Annotated in this window: 17 protein-coding genes; 16 read left to right on the forward strand and 1 reads right to left on the reverse strand. The window is 36.1% G+C overall.

Features of this window, described 5'->3' with window-relative positions:
• Positions 1-3 precede the first annotated feature (3 nt).
• From accD to I580_RS00150, 15 genes are all read left to right on the forward strand, one after another.
• Positions 4-870: an acetyl-CoA carboxylase, carboxyltransferase subunit beta gene (gene accD, locus I580_RS00080; RefSeq protein ID WP_010773364.1), complete on the forward strand. Its 867-nt coding sequence runs from the start codon at positions 4-6 to the stop codon at positions 868-870.
• A gap of 2 nt (positions 871-872) precedes the next feature.
• Complete coding sequence (locus tag I580_RS00085; RefSeq protein WP_010773363.1) at positions 873-1,658, forward strand: acetyl-CoA carboxylase carboxyl transferase subunit alpha; 786 nt, start codon at positions 873-875, stop codon at positions 1,656-1,658.
• Positions 1,659-2,058: 400 nt separating this feature from the next.
• Positions 2,059-2,490 carry a hypothetical protein gene (locus tag I580_RS00090; RefSeq protein ID WP_010773362.1) on the forward strand — a complete coding sequence of 144 codons (432 nt, stop codon included), beginning with the start codon at positions 2,059-2,061 and terminating at the stop codon, positions 2,488-2,490.
• Positions 2,491-2,877: 387 nt separating this feature from the next.
• Entirely contained in the window at positions 2,878-3,405 is a 528-nt protein-coding gene (locus tag I580_RS00095; RefSeq protein ID WP_010773361.1) for a YqeG family HAD IIIA-type phosphatase, read from the forward strand.
• Positions 3,402-4,517, forward strand: a complete 1,116-nt coding sequence (gene yqeH / locus I580_RS00100; RefSeq protein ID WP_010773360.1) for a ribosome biogenesis GTPase YqeH — start codon at positions 3,402-3,404, stop codon at positions 4,515-4,517. The genes I580_RS00095 and yqeH overlap by 4 nt, the downstream gene beginning before the upstream one ends.
• A 31-nt stretch (positions 4,518-4,548) precedes the next feature.
• A complete protein-coding gene (yhbY, locus tag I580_RS00105; RefSeq protein WP_010773359.1) occupies positions 4,549-4,860 on the forward strand; it encodes a ribosome assembly RNA-binding protein YhbY in 312 nt (103 codons plus the stop codon).
• 18 nt (positions 4,861-4,878) lie between these two features.
• Positions 4,879-5,523, forward strand: coding sequence for a nicotinate-nucleotide adenylyltransferase (locus tag I580_RS00110; protein WP_010773358.1), 645 nt, complete (start codon positions 4,879-4,881; stop codon positions 5,521-5,523).
• Entirely contained in the window at positions 5,513-6,103 is a 591-nt protein-coding gene (gene yqeK / locus I580_RS00115; protein WP_010773357.1) for a bis(5'-nucleosyl)-tetraphosphatase (symmetrical) YqeK, read from the forward strand. The genes I580_RS00110 and yqeK overlap by 11 nt, the downstream gene beginning before the upstream one ends.
• A gap of 62 nt (positions 6,104-6,165) precedes the next feature.
• On the forward strand, positions 6,166-6,504 hold the full coding sequence (gene rsfS, locus I580_RS00120; protein WP_034701966.1) for a ribosome silencing factor: 339 nt from the start codon (positions 6,166-6,168) through the stop codon (positions 6,502-6,504).
• Between the two features lies 1 nt (position 6,505).
• Positions 6,506-7,243 (forward strand): class I SAM-dependent DNA methyltransferase, encoded by a 738-nt coding sequence (locus tag I580_RS00125; RefSeq protein WP_034860404.1) that lies wholly within the window; start codon positions 6,506-6,508, stop codon positions 7,241-7,243.
• A 124-nt stretch (positions 7,244-7,367) separates the two neighbouring features.
• Positions 7,368-8,537 (forward strand): nucleotidyltransferase, encoded by a 1,170-nt coding sequence (locus I580_RS00130; RefSeq protein ID WP_010773355.1) that lies wholly within the window; start codon positions 7,368-7,370, stop codon positions 8,535-8,537.
• A 93-nt stretch (positions 8,538-8,630) separates the two neighbouring features.
• Positions 8,631-9,350: a YebC/PmpR family DNA-binding transcriptional regulator gene (locus I580_RS00135; protein WP_010773354.1), complete on the forward strand. Its 720-nt coding sequence runs from the start codon at positions 8,631-8,633 to the stop codon at positions 9,348-9,350.
• Between the two features lie 459 nt (positions 9,351-9,809).
• Positions 9,810-12,014: a hypothetical protein gene (locus I580_RS00140; RefSeq protein WP_010773353.1), complete on the forward strand. Its 2,205-nt coding sequence runs from the start codon at positions 9,810-9,812 to the stop codon at positions 12,012-12,014.
• A gap of 61 nt (positions 12,015-12,075) precedes the next feature.
• Entirely contained in the window at positions 12,076-12,813 is a 738-nt protein-coding gene (locus I580_RS00145; protein ID WP_010773352.1) for a WxL domain-containing protein, read from the forward strand.
• A 144-nt stretch (positions 12,814-12,957) separates the two neighbouring features.
• Positions 12,958-14,031 carry a WxLIP family cell surface protein gene (locus I580_RS00150; RefSeq protein WP_010773351.1) on the forward strand — a complete coding sequence of 358 codons (1,074 nt, stop codon included), beginning with the start codon at positions 12,958-12,960 and terminating at the stop codon, positions 14,029-14,031.
• A 185-nt stretch (positions 14,032-14,216) separates the two neighbouring features.
• Here the strand turns inward: I580_RS00150 and I580_RS00155 are convergent, their stop codons facing one another.
• On the reverse strand, positions 14,217-14,798 hold the full coding sequence (locus tag I580_RS00155; protein WP_010773350.1) for a YdcF family protein: 582 nt from the start codon (positions 14,796-14,798) through the stop codon (positions 14,217-14,219).
• Positions 14,799-14,954: 156 nt separating this feature from the next.
• Between I580_RS00155 and I580_RS00160 the strand changes: the two genes are divergently transcribed.
• Positions 14,955-15,809: an aminoglycoside 6-adenylyltransferase gene (locus I580_RS00160; protein WP_010773349.1), complete on the forward strand. Its 855-nt coding sequence runs from the start codon at positions 14,955-14,957 to the stop codon at positions 15,807-15,809.
• Positions 15,810-16,178: the final 369 nt, after the last annotated feature.

Raw genomic sequence — 16,178 nt, forward strand, 5'->3', positions numbered from 1 at the left:
TGTATGGCTTTATTTAAAAAGAAAAACTACATTCGAATCAATCCGAATCGCACAGGCGACCAATCTTCCGTAAAAAAACCGACAGTTCCAGATAACATGTGGGCCAAATGTCCTTGTTGCAAACGCACGCTATACACAAAAGATATGGGGGCAGAAAAAGTCTGCCCTTATTGTGGTTATAGCTTTAGAATTGGTGCTTGGGAACGCCTTGCCTTGACGGTAGATGAGAAGAGTTTTGAAGAATGGGATACAGATTTAGTCACTAAAGATCCGTTAAATTTTCCTGATTATTTGGATAAAATCGCTATTATGCAGGAAAAGACAGAATTGCATGAAGCAGTTTTGACGGGGAAAGCTAGAATAGATGGTCAAGAAATAGGTATTGGTGTGATGGACGCCAATTTTATTATGGGAAGTATGGGAACTGTTGTAGGTGAGAAGATCACTCGTTTATTTGAACGTGCAACGGAACAGTGCTTACCAGTGATCATTTTTACTGCTTCAGGTGGAGCGCGAATGCAGGAAGGGATTTTTTCTCTGATGCAGATGGCAAAAATCTCTGGTGCACTTAAACGACATAGTAATGCAGGATTGCTGTATATTACTGTATTGACGGATCCAACCACTGGTGGTGTCACAGCTAGTTTTGCGATGGATGGCGATGTTATAATAGCCGAGCCTCAAAGTTTGATCGGGTTTGCAGGCCGCCGAGTAATCGAACAAACGATCCGTCAAGAGTTGCCAGATGATTTCCAAAAAGCTGAGTTTTTATTGGATCATGGATTTGTTGATAAAATTGTTCCTAGAAATCAGTTGCAGGAAGTACTTAGTAGATTAGTCAAGATTCATACGATGAAAGGGTGGAAATAGCGATGGAAAAAACAGCCAATGATATTGTCACTCTAGCTCGAGCACAAGATCGTTATACTACCTTAGAGTATATTGCTGCCATCTTTGATGACTTTATTGAGTTTCATGGAGACCGTTATTTTGGCGATGATTTAGCTGTTGTAGGTGGTATTGCAACATTAGAAGAAAAACCAGTAACAATCGTTGGAATCCAAAAAGGACGTAACTTACCTGAAAATATTGAGCGGAATTTTGGTGCACCGCATCCAGAAGGTTATCGTAAAGCCTTGCGTTTAATGAAGCAAGCAGAAAAATTTGGCCGTCCGGTTGTTACGTTTATCAATACTGCTGGCGCTTATTGCGGAATTGAAGCGGAAGAACGTGGTGAAGGGGAAGCAATCGCTCGAAATTTGATAGAAATGGCTGATTTAAGTGTGCCAATCATCGCAATCATCATTGGTGAAGGTGGCAGTGGTGGCGCATTAGCACTTGCTGTAGCAGATGAAGTTTGGATGTTGGAGCATACGATTTACGCGGTTTTATCACCAGAGGGATTTGCCTCGATTCTCTGGAAAGACGGAAGTCGAGCTAAAGAAGCAGCAGAATTAATGAAAATTACAGCGACAGAATTAAAAGAATTAACAATCATTGATCGAGTGATTCCAGAAGAAATGAATGGCGAAGCATTAGAACAAACAAAAATCAATCGAATGATTCAAAAAGCACTTATTAGTCAATTTTCTGAGCTTTCAAAATGGGAGACCGAAATTCTATTGGAAAAGCGTTATCAAAGATTCCGAAAATTTTAAAGAAAATCGAAAATTTCTTATTAGAATAAGTAAAAGTATGAGGTTGGGACAGAATACGTGGCTGCTTCTCCCGCTTTTTATTCGATTTTTAAGGGTTCAAGATATAACTTTTATAGTTATATCTTGAACCCTGTTTTTATTTGTTATTATTTGTACTAAATAATTATGTATAAATTAGGAAAAATGTATATTTCTAATAATATAACAAACGTAATAAATTTAGAAAGGTAATACAATAAAAAGAGAATTAAGTTATAAATTTCATACATTTCTAAATGTTTAAGTTACTGTTACAAAGAACGATTTCTCCTTTTTTTTGTAGATATCTTTGATAATATAGAGTGAGTTTGGTACAGCTGACCAAACGTTAATAATTTACTAGAGAAGGAGAAGATAAGTGATGAAAAAATTAGCTATTTTAGGAAGTGTAATGGGCGTATTATTATTTGGTGCATTCACTCAAGGAACATCTGTAGAAGCAACAACTGTAAGTCAACCGGTAAAAAGTGAAATGGCTTTTCTTAAGTCTGGCACCCCTGAATTTACGAAAGAAGAGATTCAACAGACAAATGCTTTAAAAACTTTTAAAGGGGATACAATCATCCTGACGTCAATCAATCCAAATCCAAAATATGAATTGAAAATTGGTGAAATTGATACTAAAGGGACTGGCTTTTACAATGTACAGCCTGTAAAATTGAATAAGATTGATCCTCAACTTTCTTTGATTAATGTTTCAAAAACGCTAAATGAAAGTATGTTTATCATGTTTTACGTAGAAAAATCAAATCCTAATGTTACAGTGGATTATTTCTTCGTCAAGGAAATATAATCAGATAATTAAATAAGAAACAACTAAGACGACATATTAAAATCTGAGAAATAAGCAAGGGCCTACGAAAATTGGACGTCAGCTTATTTCAGAGATCGTCAACTCATAGTGCTTTAGAGTATAGAAGTTGATATGGTTGAATCAGAGTGTAGTATCTTCTTTAGTTGTACCGTTTATTGGATTTTAGGGGTATGAGACATAACTTTTATAGTTATATCTCATACCCCTTTTTTAGATTTTAATTCGGCAGAGAAAGTTTTTAGTTATGATTATGAGTATCAGACGAATAAAAAGATGAAATTTTATTAAAAATAGCGTATAATCAAGAAGCGAATAACAAAATGGGGAGCCTATATGTTGCTCCTCTTTTACTATTAAGGAGATAATATGTTTTCAAAATATAAACCAACATGGATGGTTGATGCGATTTACAAAATCACACCCAACCAACTAAAAAAATTAGGAATCAACGCTGTTCTGACTGATTTAGATAATACCTTGATTGCTTGGGATAATCCTGATGGAACAGAAGAGCTATTGACGTGGATCTTAGAAATGAAAAATGCTGGAATTCCAGTTGTGGTAGTATCAAATAATAAGTCTAGCCGAATTAAACGAGCAGTTGAGAAGTTTGAATTAGATTATGTATCTAGAGCATTAAAGCCATCAACTAGAGGGTTTAAAGAGGCACAAAAGAAGCTAAATATGAAACCAGAAGAATTAGTAATGGTCGGTGATCAGATCATGACCGATATTCGAGGGGCCAATGCTGCTGGAATTAGAAATATTTTAGTTCGTCCAATTGTTGATACTGATGGGTGGAATACAAGAATCAATCGTTTTTTTGAACGAAAAATTATGAAGCATTTAGCAAAGAAACATCCAGATATGCTATGGAAAGGCGGACTAGAATGAGCGAACAAGAAGCAATTCAATGTATTGGTTGTGGAGCAGTCATTCAAACAGAGGATAAAGATGAACTAGGTTATACGCCTAAGGCTGCGTTTGAAAAAGGTATAGAGACAGGAGAAGTCTATTGCCAACGCTGTTTCCGTTTGAGACATTATAATGACATTCAAGATGTTCAATTGACGGATGATGACTTTTTACGTTTATTGAATGAACTAGGCAAAGAAGATGCGTTGATTGTAAATGTAGTTGATATTTTTGATTTTAATGGATCATTAATCCCAGGTTTACATCGTTTTATTGGGGATAATCCAGTATTGATGGTAGGAAACAAAGTCGATATTCTCCCAAAATCATTAAAGAAACCTAAAATGATTCAATGGATGAGAGAACGAGCACATGAAGAAGGCTTACGCCCCGTTGATGTTTTACTAACTAGTGCCAAGAAACCTCATGAAATGGAAAATTTGCTTGAAATGATCGAAAAACATCGGGATGGCAAGGACGTTTATGTGGTTGGTGTGACTAATGTTGGAAAATCAACGTTGATCAATCAAATCATCAAGCAGACTGCTGGTGTTCAAGATGTTATTACAACGTCACAATTTCCAGGAACGACATTAGATAAAATTGAAATTCCTTTAGATGATGGACATTTCTTGATCGATACACCAGGAATCATACATCGTCATCAAATGGCGCATTATCTAGGTAAAAAGGATTTAAAAATCATTGCACCACAAAAAGAAATCAAGCCGAAAGTATACCAGTTAAATGCTGAACAAACATTGTTTTTAGGTGGATTAGCCCGTTTTGATTTTGTTCAAGGGGAGCGTAGCTCATTTATTGCCTATGTTTCAAATGATTTATCCATTCATCGCACCAAGTTAGCAACAGCTGATGCTTTTTATGAAAAACATGTTGGGGGCTTATTACAACCGCCGCGTCCAGATGAAGTAGCTGAGTTTCCAGAGTTAGTTCGTTTTGAATTTTCAGTTAAAGAGAAGACAGATATCGTATTCGCTGGACTTGGTTGGATCACTGTAACAGAGCCTTGTGTAGTTGCTGGCTGGGCACCTAAAGGCGTTGATGTTTTAAGAAGAAAAGCCTTGATTTAATTATAAGTGAAAATAGAGAGAAGGAAAATTAGTGGATTTAAGAGGAAAACAAAAGCGTTTTTTACGTAGTCAAGCGCACCATTTACAACCGATTTTTCAAATTGGTAAAGGTGGCTTGAATTCTGCGATGGTAGTACAGATCAACGAAGCGTTAGAAAAACGTGAATTAATCAAAGTCACTTTACTACAAAATACGGATGAAATCGCTGAAGATGTAGCGGAAGCGCTAAAAGCAGATATTCATTGCGATATCGTTCAAATCATTGGACGCGTATTAGTATTATTTAAACCGTCATCTAACGAAAAATATCAAAAGATCTCTAAAGAAGTTAAAGCAATTTAAAACTTGGAGGTAACAAAAATGGGGACAAATACGAATGCAGCATTAAGAGCAGAAGTAATTGTAGAAGAAGCAGAGCTTTTTCAAAAGCGTAAACAGGTAGGAATATTAGGTGGAAATTTTAATCCAGTTCATGTGGCTCATTTAGTAATGGCCGACCAAGTGCAACAACAACTTGGGTTGGACAAAGTCTATTTGATGCCTACTTATTTGCCACCTCATGTAGATGAAAAAAAGACAATTGATAGCAAACATCGTTTGGCAATGCTGGAACTAGCAATTGAGGATAATCATAATCTAGCAGTTGAGCCGATAGAATTATTCCGTAAAGGGAAAAGTTATACGTATGATACAATGAAAGCTTTGACACAAAATAACCCGGATACAGATTATTATTTTATTATTGGTGGAGACATGGTGGAATACTTACCAAAGTGGTATAAAATTGATGAGTTGTTAACGTTGATTAATTTTGTTGGTATTCGCCGACCTCACTATGGTACGATCACGCCTTATCCGATTATGTGGGTGGACGTTCCTCAAATGGATATTAGTTCAACTCTAATCAGAGAAAAAGTCAAAAATGGTTGTTCTACACGCTACTTACTGCCTGATAGTGTGATACACTATATAGAAGAAAAGGAGCTGTATGTAGATGGATTTTAGCGGAAAATATACAACGCTTAAACGCGAAGAATTGATGCAAGAAGTTCAAATGCATATGAGTGAACGCCGTTTTCAACATGTTTTAGGTGTGGAAGAAATGGCTGTAGCCTTAGCAGCTAAATATGGAGCTTCTGAGGAAAAGGCAAGTATTGCAGCTTTGACCCACGATTATGCTAAAGAACGTCCTGATGAAGAGTTTGAGTTAATCATCCAACGTGATGGTTATGATCAAGACTTACTGAATTATGGCAATGCGATTTGGCACGGCCTAGTTGGTGCTAGCATGGTTCAACGAGAACTTGGAATTGACGACGAAGAAATTTTAGAAGCGATTCGTTTGCATACGACCGGTGCTGCAAAAATGAGTTTGCTAGATAAAATCATTTATGTTGCTGATTATATCGAACCAGGTCGAAATTTTCCAGGGGTAAAAGAAGCACGGGAATTGGCTTTGGTTGATTTGGATGAAGCAGTTGCTTATGAAACAAAACATACACTGCTGCATCTTATTGAACAAGAACAAAAAATTTATCCAAAGACCATCGAAACATACAATCAATGGGTCAGTAATAAAAGCTGATTCAAAAACTAGAAAAAAATTAGATCAATTAATGGGAGGAAACCATCATAGATAGTCAACAGATTTTAGAAATTGCTGTAAAAGCAGCGGATTCAAAACGAGCAGAGGAAATTGTCGCTTTAGATGTGCATGAGATTTCACTTTTAGCAGATTACTTTATGATTTGCCAAGCAACAAGTGAACGTCAAATCAATGCCATTGTGGAAGAAATTATCGAAAAAGAAGAAGAAGCACAGGTTGAAGTGAAACGAATTGAAGGAAAAGATGGCGGTAAATGGGTTTTAATCGATTTAGGTGATATCATTGTTCATGTATTCCAATCAGCAGAACGTGGTTTTTACAATTTAGAAAAACTTTGGTCAGATGCACCAATGGTTGATCTTCACGCTTGGGTCGAGTAATATGGCATACGAAACATTTGCATTTGTTTACGATGAGGTAATGGATGATAGTTTGTATGATCAATGGCTAGCATTTTCAAAACGTCATTTACCAGAAGGAAAAATGGATGTTTTAGAAATGGCTTGTGGGACTGGAGCATTAGCTGTAAATTTTGCTAAAGCTGGTTTCACTGTTACAGCCTTAGATTTGTCAGAAGAAATGTTGATGATGGCTAGCAAACGAGCGGCAGAAGAAGAGGTTCATGTTCAGTTTGTCCAAGGAAATATGATGGATTTATCTGAAATGGGTCAATATCATGCAATTACTTGTTTCTCTGATTCATTGTGTTACATGGAAAATCGTCAGGAAGTTCAACAAGTATTTGATGATGTATATCAAGCATTAGAAGACGATGGTGTCTTTATTTTTGATGTTCATTCGACCTATCAAGTAGATAAAGTATTTCCTGAATATAGCTATCATTATCAAACCGAAGAATTTGCTTTTTTATGGGATAGTTATCCTGGTGAAAAAGAACATAGCATAGAACACTTCCTTACTTTCTTTGTAAAAGAGCATGAGAATGACGAAGTGTTTGTTCGGCAAGATGAGCTACATCAAGAACGAACCTATACAATGGAAAATTATCTGATGATGTTGGAAAGCGCTGGGTTTATGCATGTTGAAGTTTATGCGGATTTCACAGATGATGCACCAACAGAAGAGAGCAGACGCTGGTTTTTTGTTTGTAAAAAGTAATCTAAAAATGAGTGGAGCAAAACTTTTTTAAGTTTAAGCCGCTCATTTTTCTTTTGTTTCCGTAATAAAATAAACATGGTATGATGGATTTTAATAGAAACGATCTGGATGAAGGAGAATAGAAATGAAAAGTTGCGGCATTATTGTTGAATACAATCCATTTCATAATGGGCACCAATACCATGCGAAGAAGGCACGGGAAATAAGTGGTGCAGAAGTTGTGATTGCTGTGATGAGTGGAAATTTTTTACAACGAGGCGAGCCTGCGATCATCGACAAGTGGGCACGAGCAAATGAAGCGTTGAATCACGGTATTGACTTAGTTATAGAATTACCGTTTGCTTATGCTGTGCAATCAGCCGATTACTTTGCTGCTGGAGGAGTAAAATTACTTCAAGCTTTGCATTGTGAGGCTTTATGTTTTGGTACGGATAATCAAACAGAGATGGATTATGAACATTTTGGGGAATTTGTGAATCATCATCAGATAGAAATCGATCAAGCTTATCAGACAATCAAAAACAACGGAATGAGTTATCCTCAACAAATGACAGAAGTTTTTCGCACGCTTTATCCAAATAATGGGTTAGATTTTTCTTCTCCAAATCATATTTTAGGGTTAAGTTACGCAAAAGAAAATGCCACGTATGAAAAGCCGATGATTTTATACCCGTTAAGACGAGAACAAGCTGGGTATCATGATACTAAGATTTATCAAGAATTTGCGAGTGCAACGGCGATTAGAAAAGCCGTCTTTTCAGGGGAATTAGAGAAAATCAAACAAGTATTGCCTGAGCAAGTAGCAATCGATTTAGCGAATTCACCTACCGTTTCTTGGGAGAATTATTGGCCGTTATTAAAATATAAGTTGATCAGCAGTTCGATCACTGAATTACAAGAGATTTATCAAATGAAAGAAGGCATAGAATATCGCCTACAAGAAGCAGCTAAGGTTTCTGATTCTTTTCAAACTTTTATGAAACAAGCTAAAACAAAACGTTACACTTGGACGCGTCTGCAACGATTGGCGACATACATTTTAACTAATGTGAAACAACAGGAAATAGAAAACTCTTGGAATTATAGTCATTTACAAGTTCTGGGCTTCACGGAACAAGGACAACGTTTTTTGCGAGAAGAGAAAAAAAAGCTAGCATTGCCGCTGATCACAAAAGTTTCTAAGAATTTGACTACCCAGTTAGCATTGGATATTCGCAGCAATCAACTTTATCAGTTAGGAAATGATCATATTTTAGAACAAAGTTTTGGCCGTTTCCCGATTCGTATCTCTTAAAAGCAAAAAACACTTAACAAAAGTCCGTTTGCCAAGTATAATAAGAAAGGCGCTATAATCAAAAATAATAATGAATGAAAGCGAAGTGAGAATATGGGTCGTAAGTGGGCAAATATTAAAGAGAAAAAAGCTGCCAAAGACGCAAATAACAGCCGAGTTTATGCAAAATTCGGAATTGAAATTTACGTAGCAGCGAAATCGGGTGATCCTGACCCTCAAGCAAATCAGAAATTAAGATTTGTTATCGAGCGCGCAAAAACATATAATGTACCAAAACATATCATCGATCGAGCAATCGAAAAAGCTAAAGGTTCTGGCGATGAGCAATATTCTGAATTACGTTATGAAGGATTTGGGCCAAATGGTTCAATGGTCATCGTTGATGCATTAACAAATAACGTAAACCGTACAGCTTCAGATGTCCGTGCGGCATTTGGTAAAAATGGCGGAAATATGGGTGTCAGTGGTGCTGTAGCATACATGTTCGATCATACCGGCGTGATTGGTTTCGCTGGCGATGATGCGGATGAAATCCTTGAATACTTGATGGAAAAAGACATTGATGTTCGTGATGTGACTGAAGAAGAAGGTCAAATCATTGTTTATACAGAGCCAGAAGATTTTCATGCCGTGCAAGAAGCACTAAAAGAAAAAGGCGTTGAAGAATTCTCAGTAGCAGAATTGGAAATGATTGCGCAAAACGATGTAGAATTAGCAGGTGAAGATTTAGAAAAATTTGAACACATGATTGATGTTTTAGAAGATCTTGATGATGTTCAAAAGGTTTATCATAACGTTGATTTAGGTGAGTAAAAAAGTGGAAGAACCCTATAATTAAGGGTTCTTTTTTTATTTTTAAGATATGAAAACAAAAAAATAAACCCTTCATACACACACTATATGAAGGGAAACACAATATGAAAAAACTAAGAACAAAACTATAATAGCATCTTTCGATTAAATTCTCAAATATTTAGCATTTTATCGAAATTTTTGAGAATAATAGATATTTAACATAGAAACGGTTACTTTTTACTAAAATTATTTTCTTTTGCTGGTTCTATTAATAGAATTATTTTTTTATTGAAAATACTAAGAAAAAGATCACAAATATTTTACTTTATTTTAGCATCAGTATAAAATCAATCTAAGGACATGAAGTATTCTTTTCTTATTTTTAAGTATAATACTTTTTAAATTATATTTTTATATTAGTTAATACTATTGGAAATAAATGCTATTAAGCAATCACTAGCTAGTGGGGGTGTCAGTGTGAAACGTAAATGGTTATTTTTATTTTTAGTAGGGCTGATGTTCAGTACTCTTTTAGTCAATTTCCATCAAGTTTTTGCGGAAGATGAAATAGTAGAGGAACAAACTGAGTTGTATAATGAGCAAACTGAAACGTCGAGAGATATTCAGGAGCGTCTGGTTACTGTTGGATCAGGTTCACTTAGTGGAACTTATACAACGGGTGCAACGGGACAATCAATTATCACAATGACGTATACTTACACACCAACACTAGATCTATCTCTGGGGGGGCAGCCTGTAATCATACTTCAATTACCCTCAGAAATAGCGAATCAACTTAATGGTAGTACGGCAAAGCAACAGAGTTTTTTATCATTACTCACTGGAACGGTGACCGTTCCTGCCCCAATAATTGGAAGTACTTCCTATAATATTCATGATACGACACGAGGATTCACGTTGGCGTACAGTAGTACTTATAACTCAGTATATGTAACATTTCCTACCAATCTTGTCACTTTGTTGGGGCTGAGTCGCTGGGCGGTTAGTTTTAGTTTTGATGTAGCAATTTTGTATCAAAATGGTATTACAATTCCACCGGCAAGTAATGGCATAAATTATCCTATTAAAGGCGTATTTGGTTCATCAACAGATGGATTAAATATTATCAACTTAGTTTTAGGAAATGTGTCAAAGTCAGGCGTGATTGCTCTTCCTTCTATGTCAGTTGGGACCAGCGTTCCGAATGTCACAGCGCCTATTTTAGATAGTCCTCTTTTGAATTTACAAACAACGGTGGGTGGTAAGATTCAACAAGTGCAAAATAGCGCTTACAATTACACTGTTCAACTGACAGTTACCCGTTCTGATGGAACCTCAACCCCGATAGTTATTAATGGTATACCCGTTGATATTTCTGGAAATTTCAGCACAGTTTTAGTTGATGCTTTACAGTATGGGGACAGTGTTTCAGCACTCGTTATTGCACAATCAAAGACAACAAGTAATTATATCCAGAGTCTACCCTCGGCCTCACAATCAGTAAGTTGGCCGATCCAACCAGTAACGACTAGCTCAACGACACCAGGATCCACGCAACTTTCAGGAACTGCCGTACAAACAAGTGCAGGAACGTATCAAGTTGCACTACGGATAAATGCTGGAACGATCTATACAACGTCTTTAAACGCAAACGGAAGTTTCCAGTTTTCAAATTTACCAATGTTTAATGGCGGTGAAACAGTTAGTTTAACAGTACAAGGATTAAGTAACAGAACAGGTGCTGTTTTAGTCACAAGTACGGGCTATAATCAAATGGTTCCATATTTAGCCCCAACAATTTCTAGTATACAGACGATTGAAAGACTGAATGCACAAGGAAATTGGGAAGTTGCCCCTTCTGCTGTGACGGGCCAAACTGTTCGCTATACATTGACCACTACTTTGATGAATCAGCCAGCGACCTGGGGTCAGCAAATGTTAAAAGCTTATATCCCTAATGAGTTAACACAATTAAGTTCAGTGTCTTTGACTCGAATCTCTAGCACAGGTGTTCAAACGCCTGTACTGGGAACTCAGCTTCTAACAGATTCTAGTTTGAATCAGCAATATTGGTATTACCAAAATTCTCTTGCAAGCAATAATTTCACACAACCAAATACTAGCTTTAAATTGCAATATACCGGGGTTATAGCTCAAAATATGACAGGTCAATCGTTATCATTTTCTAGTATTATTGGTGGAGTAGACGGTGGTGGAACGGCATTTGCTCCGAAAAATACTACTGATTCAATTGCAGTCGGAGATGGTACATTACGATTTGTCCAATCACCTAAACAAATTTCATTTAAACGTATCCCAGTCCCTACTAAAACAACAACTTACAGCCCTAATAATGTTGATACTTCTTTGGTTGTAGCGGATGGACGAGTAGCGAAAAGTCAGTGGCATTTACTCGTCAGAGAAAGCCAGCCTATGAAGTCCACCACAACAAGTAAAACGATCAATCAAGCATTTGTCTATCGGAAAAATGGGCAGGATACCACGATAACAGCAATTGCTTCTGAAGCGTATGCCTATACATCTCCTAATAACAATGATGTCGTCATTTCGTGGAATCAGCAGAACGGTGTTTTTTTAAATTTGACTCCTAGTATAAATATCAATGTAAATGAATCATACACAGCACAATTACAATGGATTTTATCAGATGCTCCTTTATAATTTGGATTTGGCTTCTTAAAAAATAAGAAGTTAAAATAAAAAAAGAAAGAAGGCAGTAAAGATGAAAATAATTCTAGGTTCTTTAGCTACAGTTGCTATAGTTAGTTCATTTGTTTTTGTTGGCGGAACGGTTGGAGAAGCAGTTGCTGTAGGTTCTTTAACATCAAATGCAGATATTAGTTTTTCCCAAGATACGACAATCACACCCCCTGTTGATCCGACTGATCCAACATCTCCTGTTACGCCTAATCCAGGTGATCCTCATCAACCAGGAACGGGGGGACCACTAAGTTTAGACTATGTATCAAATTTTCACTTTGGAACAAAAGTTATCCAAGCCGCTGATGCAACGTATTATGCCCAACTCGATCAAGTTCAAAATTCACTTTCTACATTGATCAGTGTTCCTAACTATGCTCAAGTGACTGACAAACGAGGCTTAAATCTTGGTTGGAAATTAACTGTAAAACAAAATGGTCAATTTCAAACAGCTGATACTACACCAGCTGTGTTGACGAATGCTCAGATGAGTATGGTAGCTGCAACCCCAAATTCTACTGAATTAATCGCACTAGCACCGTTAACTGTACCTGTAACATTAGATCCAACAGGTGCGGCATCTTCACCAGTTGCTACTGCAGCGGTTTCTACTGGGATGGGGACTTGGACACTTGCTTTTGGTTCAGGAACAGGAGCAGCCCAAGGCGTCAAATTGACTGTTCCTAACGCAACGACAAAATTGACAAATAATCAATATAAGACAACACTTACTTGGACATTAAACGATAGTCCGTTATAATGGCGAAATAAAAAAAGTCTAATTTTGAAAAGTCTCCAACAGAGAGGAAAAGCATTTATTTAGTGTTTAGGCCCAAAACAAATCAATTGTTAGGTTTGTCTAGGGCCTAAATAGAACGAGTTGTATGCAAAAGGAGTTTTGATCATGAATATGAGGATATCTAAGCTAGGATTTGCTATTATTTTATTATTATTGTTTTTGAGTTCTGGGATCGACGGTCAAGCAAGTGAGATTAATTTTAATGTTAAAGCAATCTTACCGGAGAATCAGCGTAGTAAGGAAGTTAGTTATTTTGACTTAAGAGTAGTTCCAGGTGAGAAGCAGATACTTAGTGTAGAGTTGATAAATGATACGCAAGAGGATGTTACTATTCAAGCTTCAGCAAATTCAGCCATTACTAATGATAATGGAATAGTTGATTATTCTTATTCTGATACCAAAAAAGACTCATCAGCTGCTTTTACATTTAGCGAAATTGCAAAGATGCCGAAAAACATCGTTTTGCCTAAAAAATCAAGTAAAATAATGGAATGTATTGTTGAAATTCCAGAAGAGTCATTTGACGGATATGTTTTAGGCGGCCTTTATTTTGAGCAAAAAGGAGAGGCGGAAGAAAAGAGTAAAGGCGCTTTAGCAGTTGGTAATCGTTTTTCTTATGTAGTAGGTGTTTTACTGAGCGAGACAGATAAAGAAGTCAAACCAGAATTGGCATTGAACAAGGTGCAGGCAACTCAACTTAACGGAAATAATGCAGTAATTATGAATCTTCAAAATAAAAAACCCGCCATGGTCAAAAAATTACAGCTAGATGCAAAGCTTTATTATGAAAACGAAACGAAGCCAAGGTATGAGAACCATCAAGAATCATTAGCTATGGCCCCAAACACCAACTTTAATTATAAGATCGATTTAAAAGAGCAACCATTTATTGCTGGAAACTATACAGTTAAAATCAAAGCAAATGATGGTTATAAGGATTGGACCTGGGAGAAAACATTTGTGATAAAGGAAAAAGAAGCAAAAAAATATAATGCTACAGCTATTAACCTACCTCCTAATCCAAAACTTGGGTTTCCTTGGACACTTGTGATTAGTATAGGTGCGGGGATATTAGTTGTAATTTTGGGGATTATTTATTACTTTAATCAAAAATTGAAAAAAGAACAACAGAAACAGCATGAAAAGTATGAAGAATTAAAAAAGAACCTAGACAAGTAGCTTCAAAAATAATTAGATAGTAAAACGATTTTTGAAGCAGGAATAGGATGAAAGAAAGTATCTATTTTCTTCATGGTTATCCAGTAACATACCGTTATAGTGAACCTATTTTTTATTTTTAATTCCATCCCCGCCACTCTCAAAGGGCGGGGATTTTTCTGTGTATGAAAGATCGACCTTCAAAATCAATGGTCAAAAATTAATCCATATCCTAAGGCAAAAATCTCTCTAATATAGGTTTTGAATACAGCAGAAGATTTAGAAACTGAAGGAAGTCCACTAATATCAGAGATGCCCAAACGTTTTGCTAATAATTTTGCTCGATACATATGGAAATCGCTTGTAACAATAACCGTATTTCCTAGTTTTTGTTTCTTTTGGGCATTTTGGATATTCTCTTTTGTCCGAGTAGAGGTATCTTCAATTAGTATTTGTTCTTGTGATAGTCCATTGGCTCTTAAGTATTCGGCCATTACATTGGCTTCACTATCAGGTTCATCAGAGCCTTGTCCGCCGCAGACGATAGCAATAGCCTTGGGATGTTCTTTTAAATATGGAATAGCTGCATCTAGTCGCTCTTTTAAAACAGTGCTAGGATAAGCATTGTCTTTTGAAGAACCTTTTACTTGTGCACCTAAAATAAGTACAGAATCAGGTTTTTTTGTAGGTTGATTTTTCGTTCCGCTTAAAATTAAGCAAAAAATGAGACCTGTATACACGATTCCTAAACCTATAATAATCAACATCATTCGTTTCACCCATTTCATAACACCACAACCTTTCTTATCTAGTGTAGTAGATAAAGCGATTGAACAGTGTGCATCCTTTCTATTTTAAAGTTTTTTTAACGAATTTAAGAAAAAGTATAACATAACTGTCAACTTATCTTATACTTTAGATAGAAGGTAAAACTGGAGGAGATTATGAGAACAGAAAAAGAAATGTTTCAACTAATTTTAGATACAGCGAAAAACGATTCTAGAATATTGGCAGTTGGGCTAAATGGTTCGCGAACCAATAAAGCTGCTCCGAGAGATTTATTTCAAGATTATGATGTTGTTTACGTTGTAGAATCCGTTGAAGACTTTGTTAAAGAGACGGCATGGATCGATAAATTTGGCTCGCGTTTAATTATGCAAACACCAGAAGATATGACATTATTCCCGCCAACTGGAAATGGCAGGTTCACTTATTTAATGTTGTTTGAAGATGGTAACCGGATCGACTTAACCTTATGTCCAAAAGAGCAGGCTAATACTTGGAATGAAGGTGATCGGTTAGCTGAGGTTTTATTAGATAAAAATCATATATTACCTAATTTAAGTGTTGCCACCGATCAAGATTACTGGGTCAAACAGCCAAGTCAAGCTGAGTTTTCGGATTGTTGTAATGAATTTTGGTGGGTTAGTACATACGTTGTTAAAGGATTATACCGTAATGAACTATTCTATGCAGCGGATCATCTAAATGAAATCTGCCAAAAAGAACTTCTTCGTTTGCTCTCTTGGTATGTAGCAGGTGAAATTGAGTACAAGTTTAGTGTTGGTAAAAATTATAAATATCTACCTAACTATTTAAGTGAAGAACAATATCAAGCCATCTTAAGAACAATGAATATCGCCAGTATTCCATTGGCATGGGATGCTTTGATTTCATTACAAAACCAGTTCGATTATTACGCTCAGGTGTTTTCCAAAAAGAACAATTTGGTTTATGATCAGAATACTGCAGAAAAAGTCAAAGATTATACAAAAGTTTTTAGACTAGAGTGGAATTAGCTAGTCAATCGAGTGATGTTACAGAAAAAAAGATGCTATTAAGTGACTGATTAAAGTTTAATGTAAATAAATAATAATTTAACGAAATATATTGTCAAATAGTCTTTTTTCCTCTCCCTTATGTGTGGTAGAATGGTAGGTACACTGTATCAAATTTTGTTGGTTCCTGCTCACTAAAAAATAAACATTTATATATATAAAATATAAATTTTTCTCATATGTAGGCAAATTAATTGAAGATTGCCGGAATTTTAACTACACTGTCTTTAAAATGCAGTTATGAAAGCAATAATTAGGGGAAAAGTTAAAGCAATCAAGAGGAAGCACCCATTCTTTTTGTACTATTGTTAGATCAGGAAAAGTAATCCA

The organism is Enterococcus caccae ATCC BAA-1240, from assembly GCF_000407145.1.
In the GTDB taxonomy this organism is placed as follows: domain Bacteria; phylum Bacillota; class Bacilli; order Lactobacillales; family Enterococcaceae; genus Enterococcus_L; species Enterococcus_L caccae.

Excerpts from the sequence above, each read along its gene's own strand:
- I580_RS00095 (WP_010773361.1), top strand. The coding sequence starts at position 2,878 with ATGTTTTCAAAATATAAACCAACATGGATGGTTGATGCGATTTACAAA.
- I580_RS00135 (WP_010773354.1), top strand. The coding sequence starts at position 8,631 with ATGGGTCGTAAGTGGGCAAATATTAAAGAGAAAAAAGCTGCCAAAGAC.
- I580_RS00110 (WP_010773358.1), top strand. The coding sequence starts at position 4,879 with ATGGGGACAAATACGAATGCAGCATTAAGAGCAGAAGTAATTGTAGAA.
- I580_RS00130 (WP_010773355.1), top strand. The coding sequence starts at position 7,368 with ATGAAAAGTTGCGGCATTATTGTTGAATACAATCCATTTCATAATGGG.
- I580_RS00155 (WP_010773350.1), bottom strand. The coding sequence starts at position 14,798 with ATGAAATGGGTGAAACGAATGATGTTGATTATTATAGGTTTAGGAATC.
- I580_RS00160 (WP_010773349.1), top strand. The coding sequence starts at position 14,955 with ATGAGAACAGAAAAAGAAATGTTTCAACTAATTTTAGATACAGCGAAA.
- I580_RS00150 (WP_010773351.1), top strand. The coding sequence starts at position 12,958 with ATGAATATGAGGATATCTAAGCTAGGATTTGCTATTATTTTATTATTA.
- accD (WP_010773364.1), top strand. The coding sequence starts at position 4 with ATGGCTTTATTTAAAAAGAAAAACTACATTCGAATCAATCCGAATCGC.
- yqeH (WP_010773360.1), top strand. The coding sequence starts at position 3,402 with ATGAGCGAACAAGAAGCAATTCAATGTATTGGTTGTGGAGCAGTCATT.
- I580_RS00085 (WP_010773363.1), top strand. The coding sequence starts at position 873 with ATGGAAAAAACAGCCAATGATATTGTCACTCTAGCTCGAGCACAAGAT.
- I580_RS00145 (WP_010773352.1), top strand. The coding sequence starts at position 12,076 with ATGAAAATAATTCTAGGTTCTTTAGCTACAGTTGCTATAGTTAGTTCA.
- I580_RS00090 (WP_010773362.1), top strand. The coding sequence starts at position 2,059 with ATGAAAAAATTAGCTATTTTAGGAAGTGTAATGGGCGTATTATTATTT.
- yqeK (WP_010773357.1), top strand. The coding sequence starts at position 5,513 with ATGGATTTTAGCGGAAAATATACAACGCTTAAACGCGAAGAATTGATG.
- I580_RS00125 (WP_034860404.1), top strand. The coding sequence starts at position 6,506 with ATGGCATACGAAACATTTGCATTTGTTTACGATGAGGTAATGGATGAT.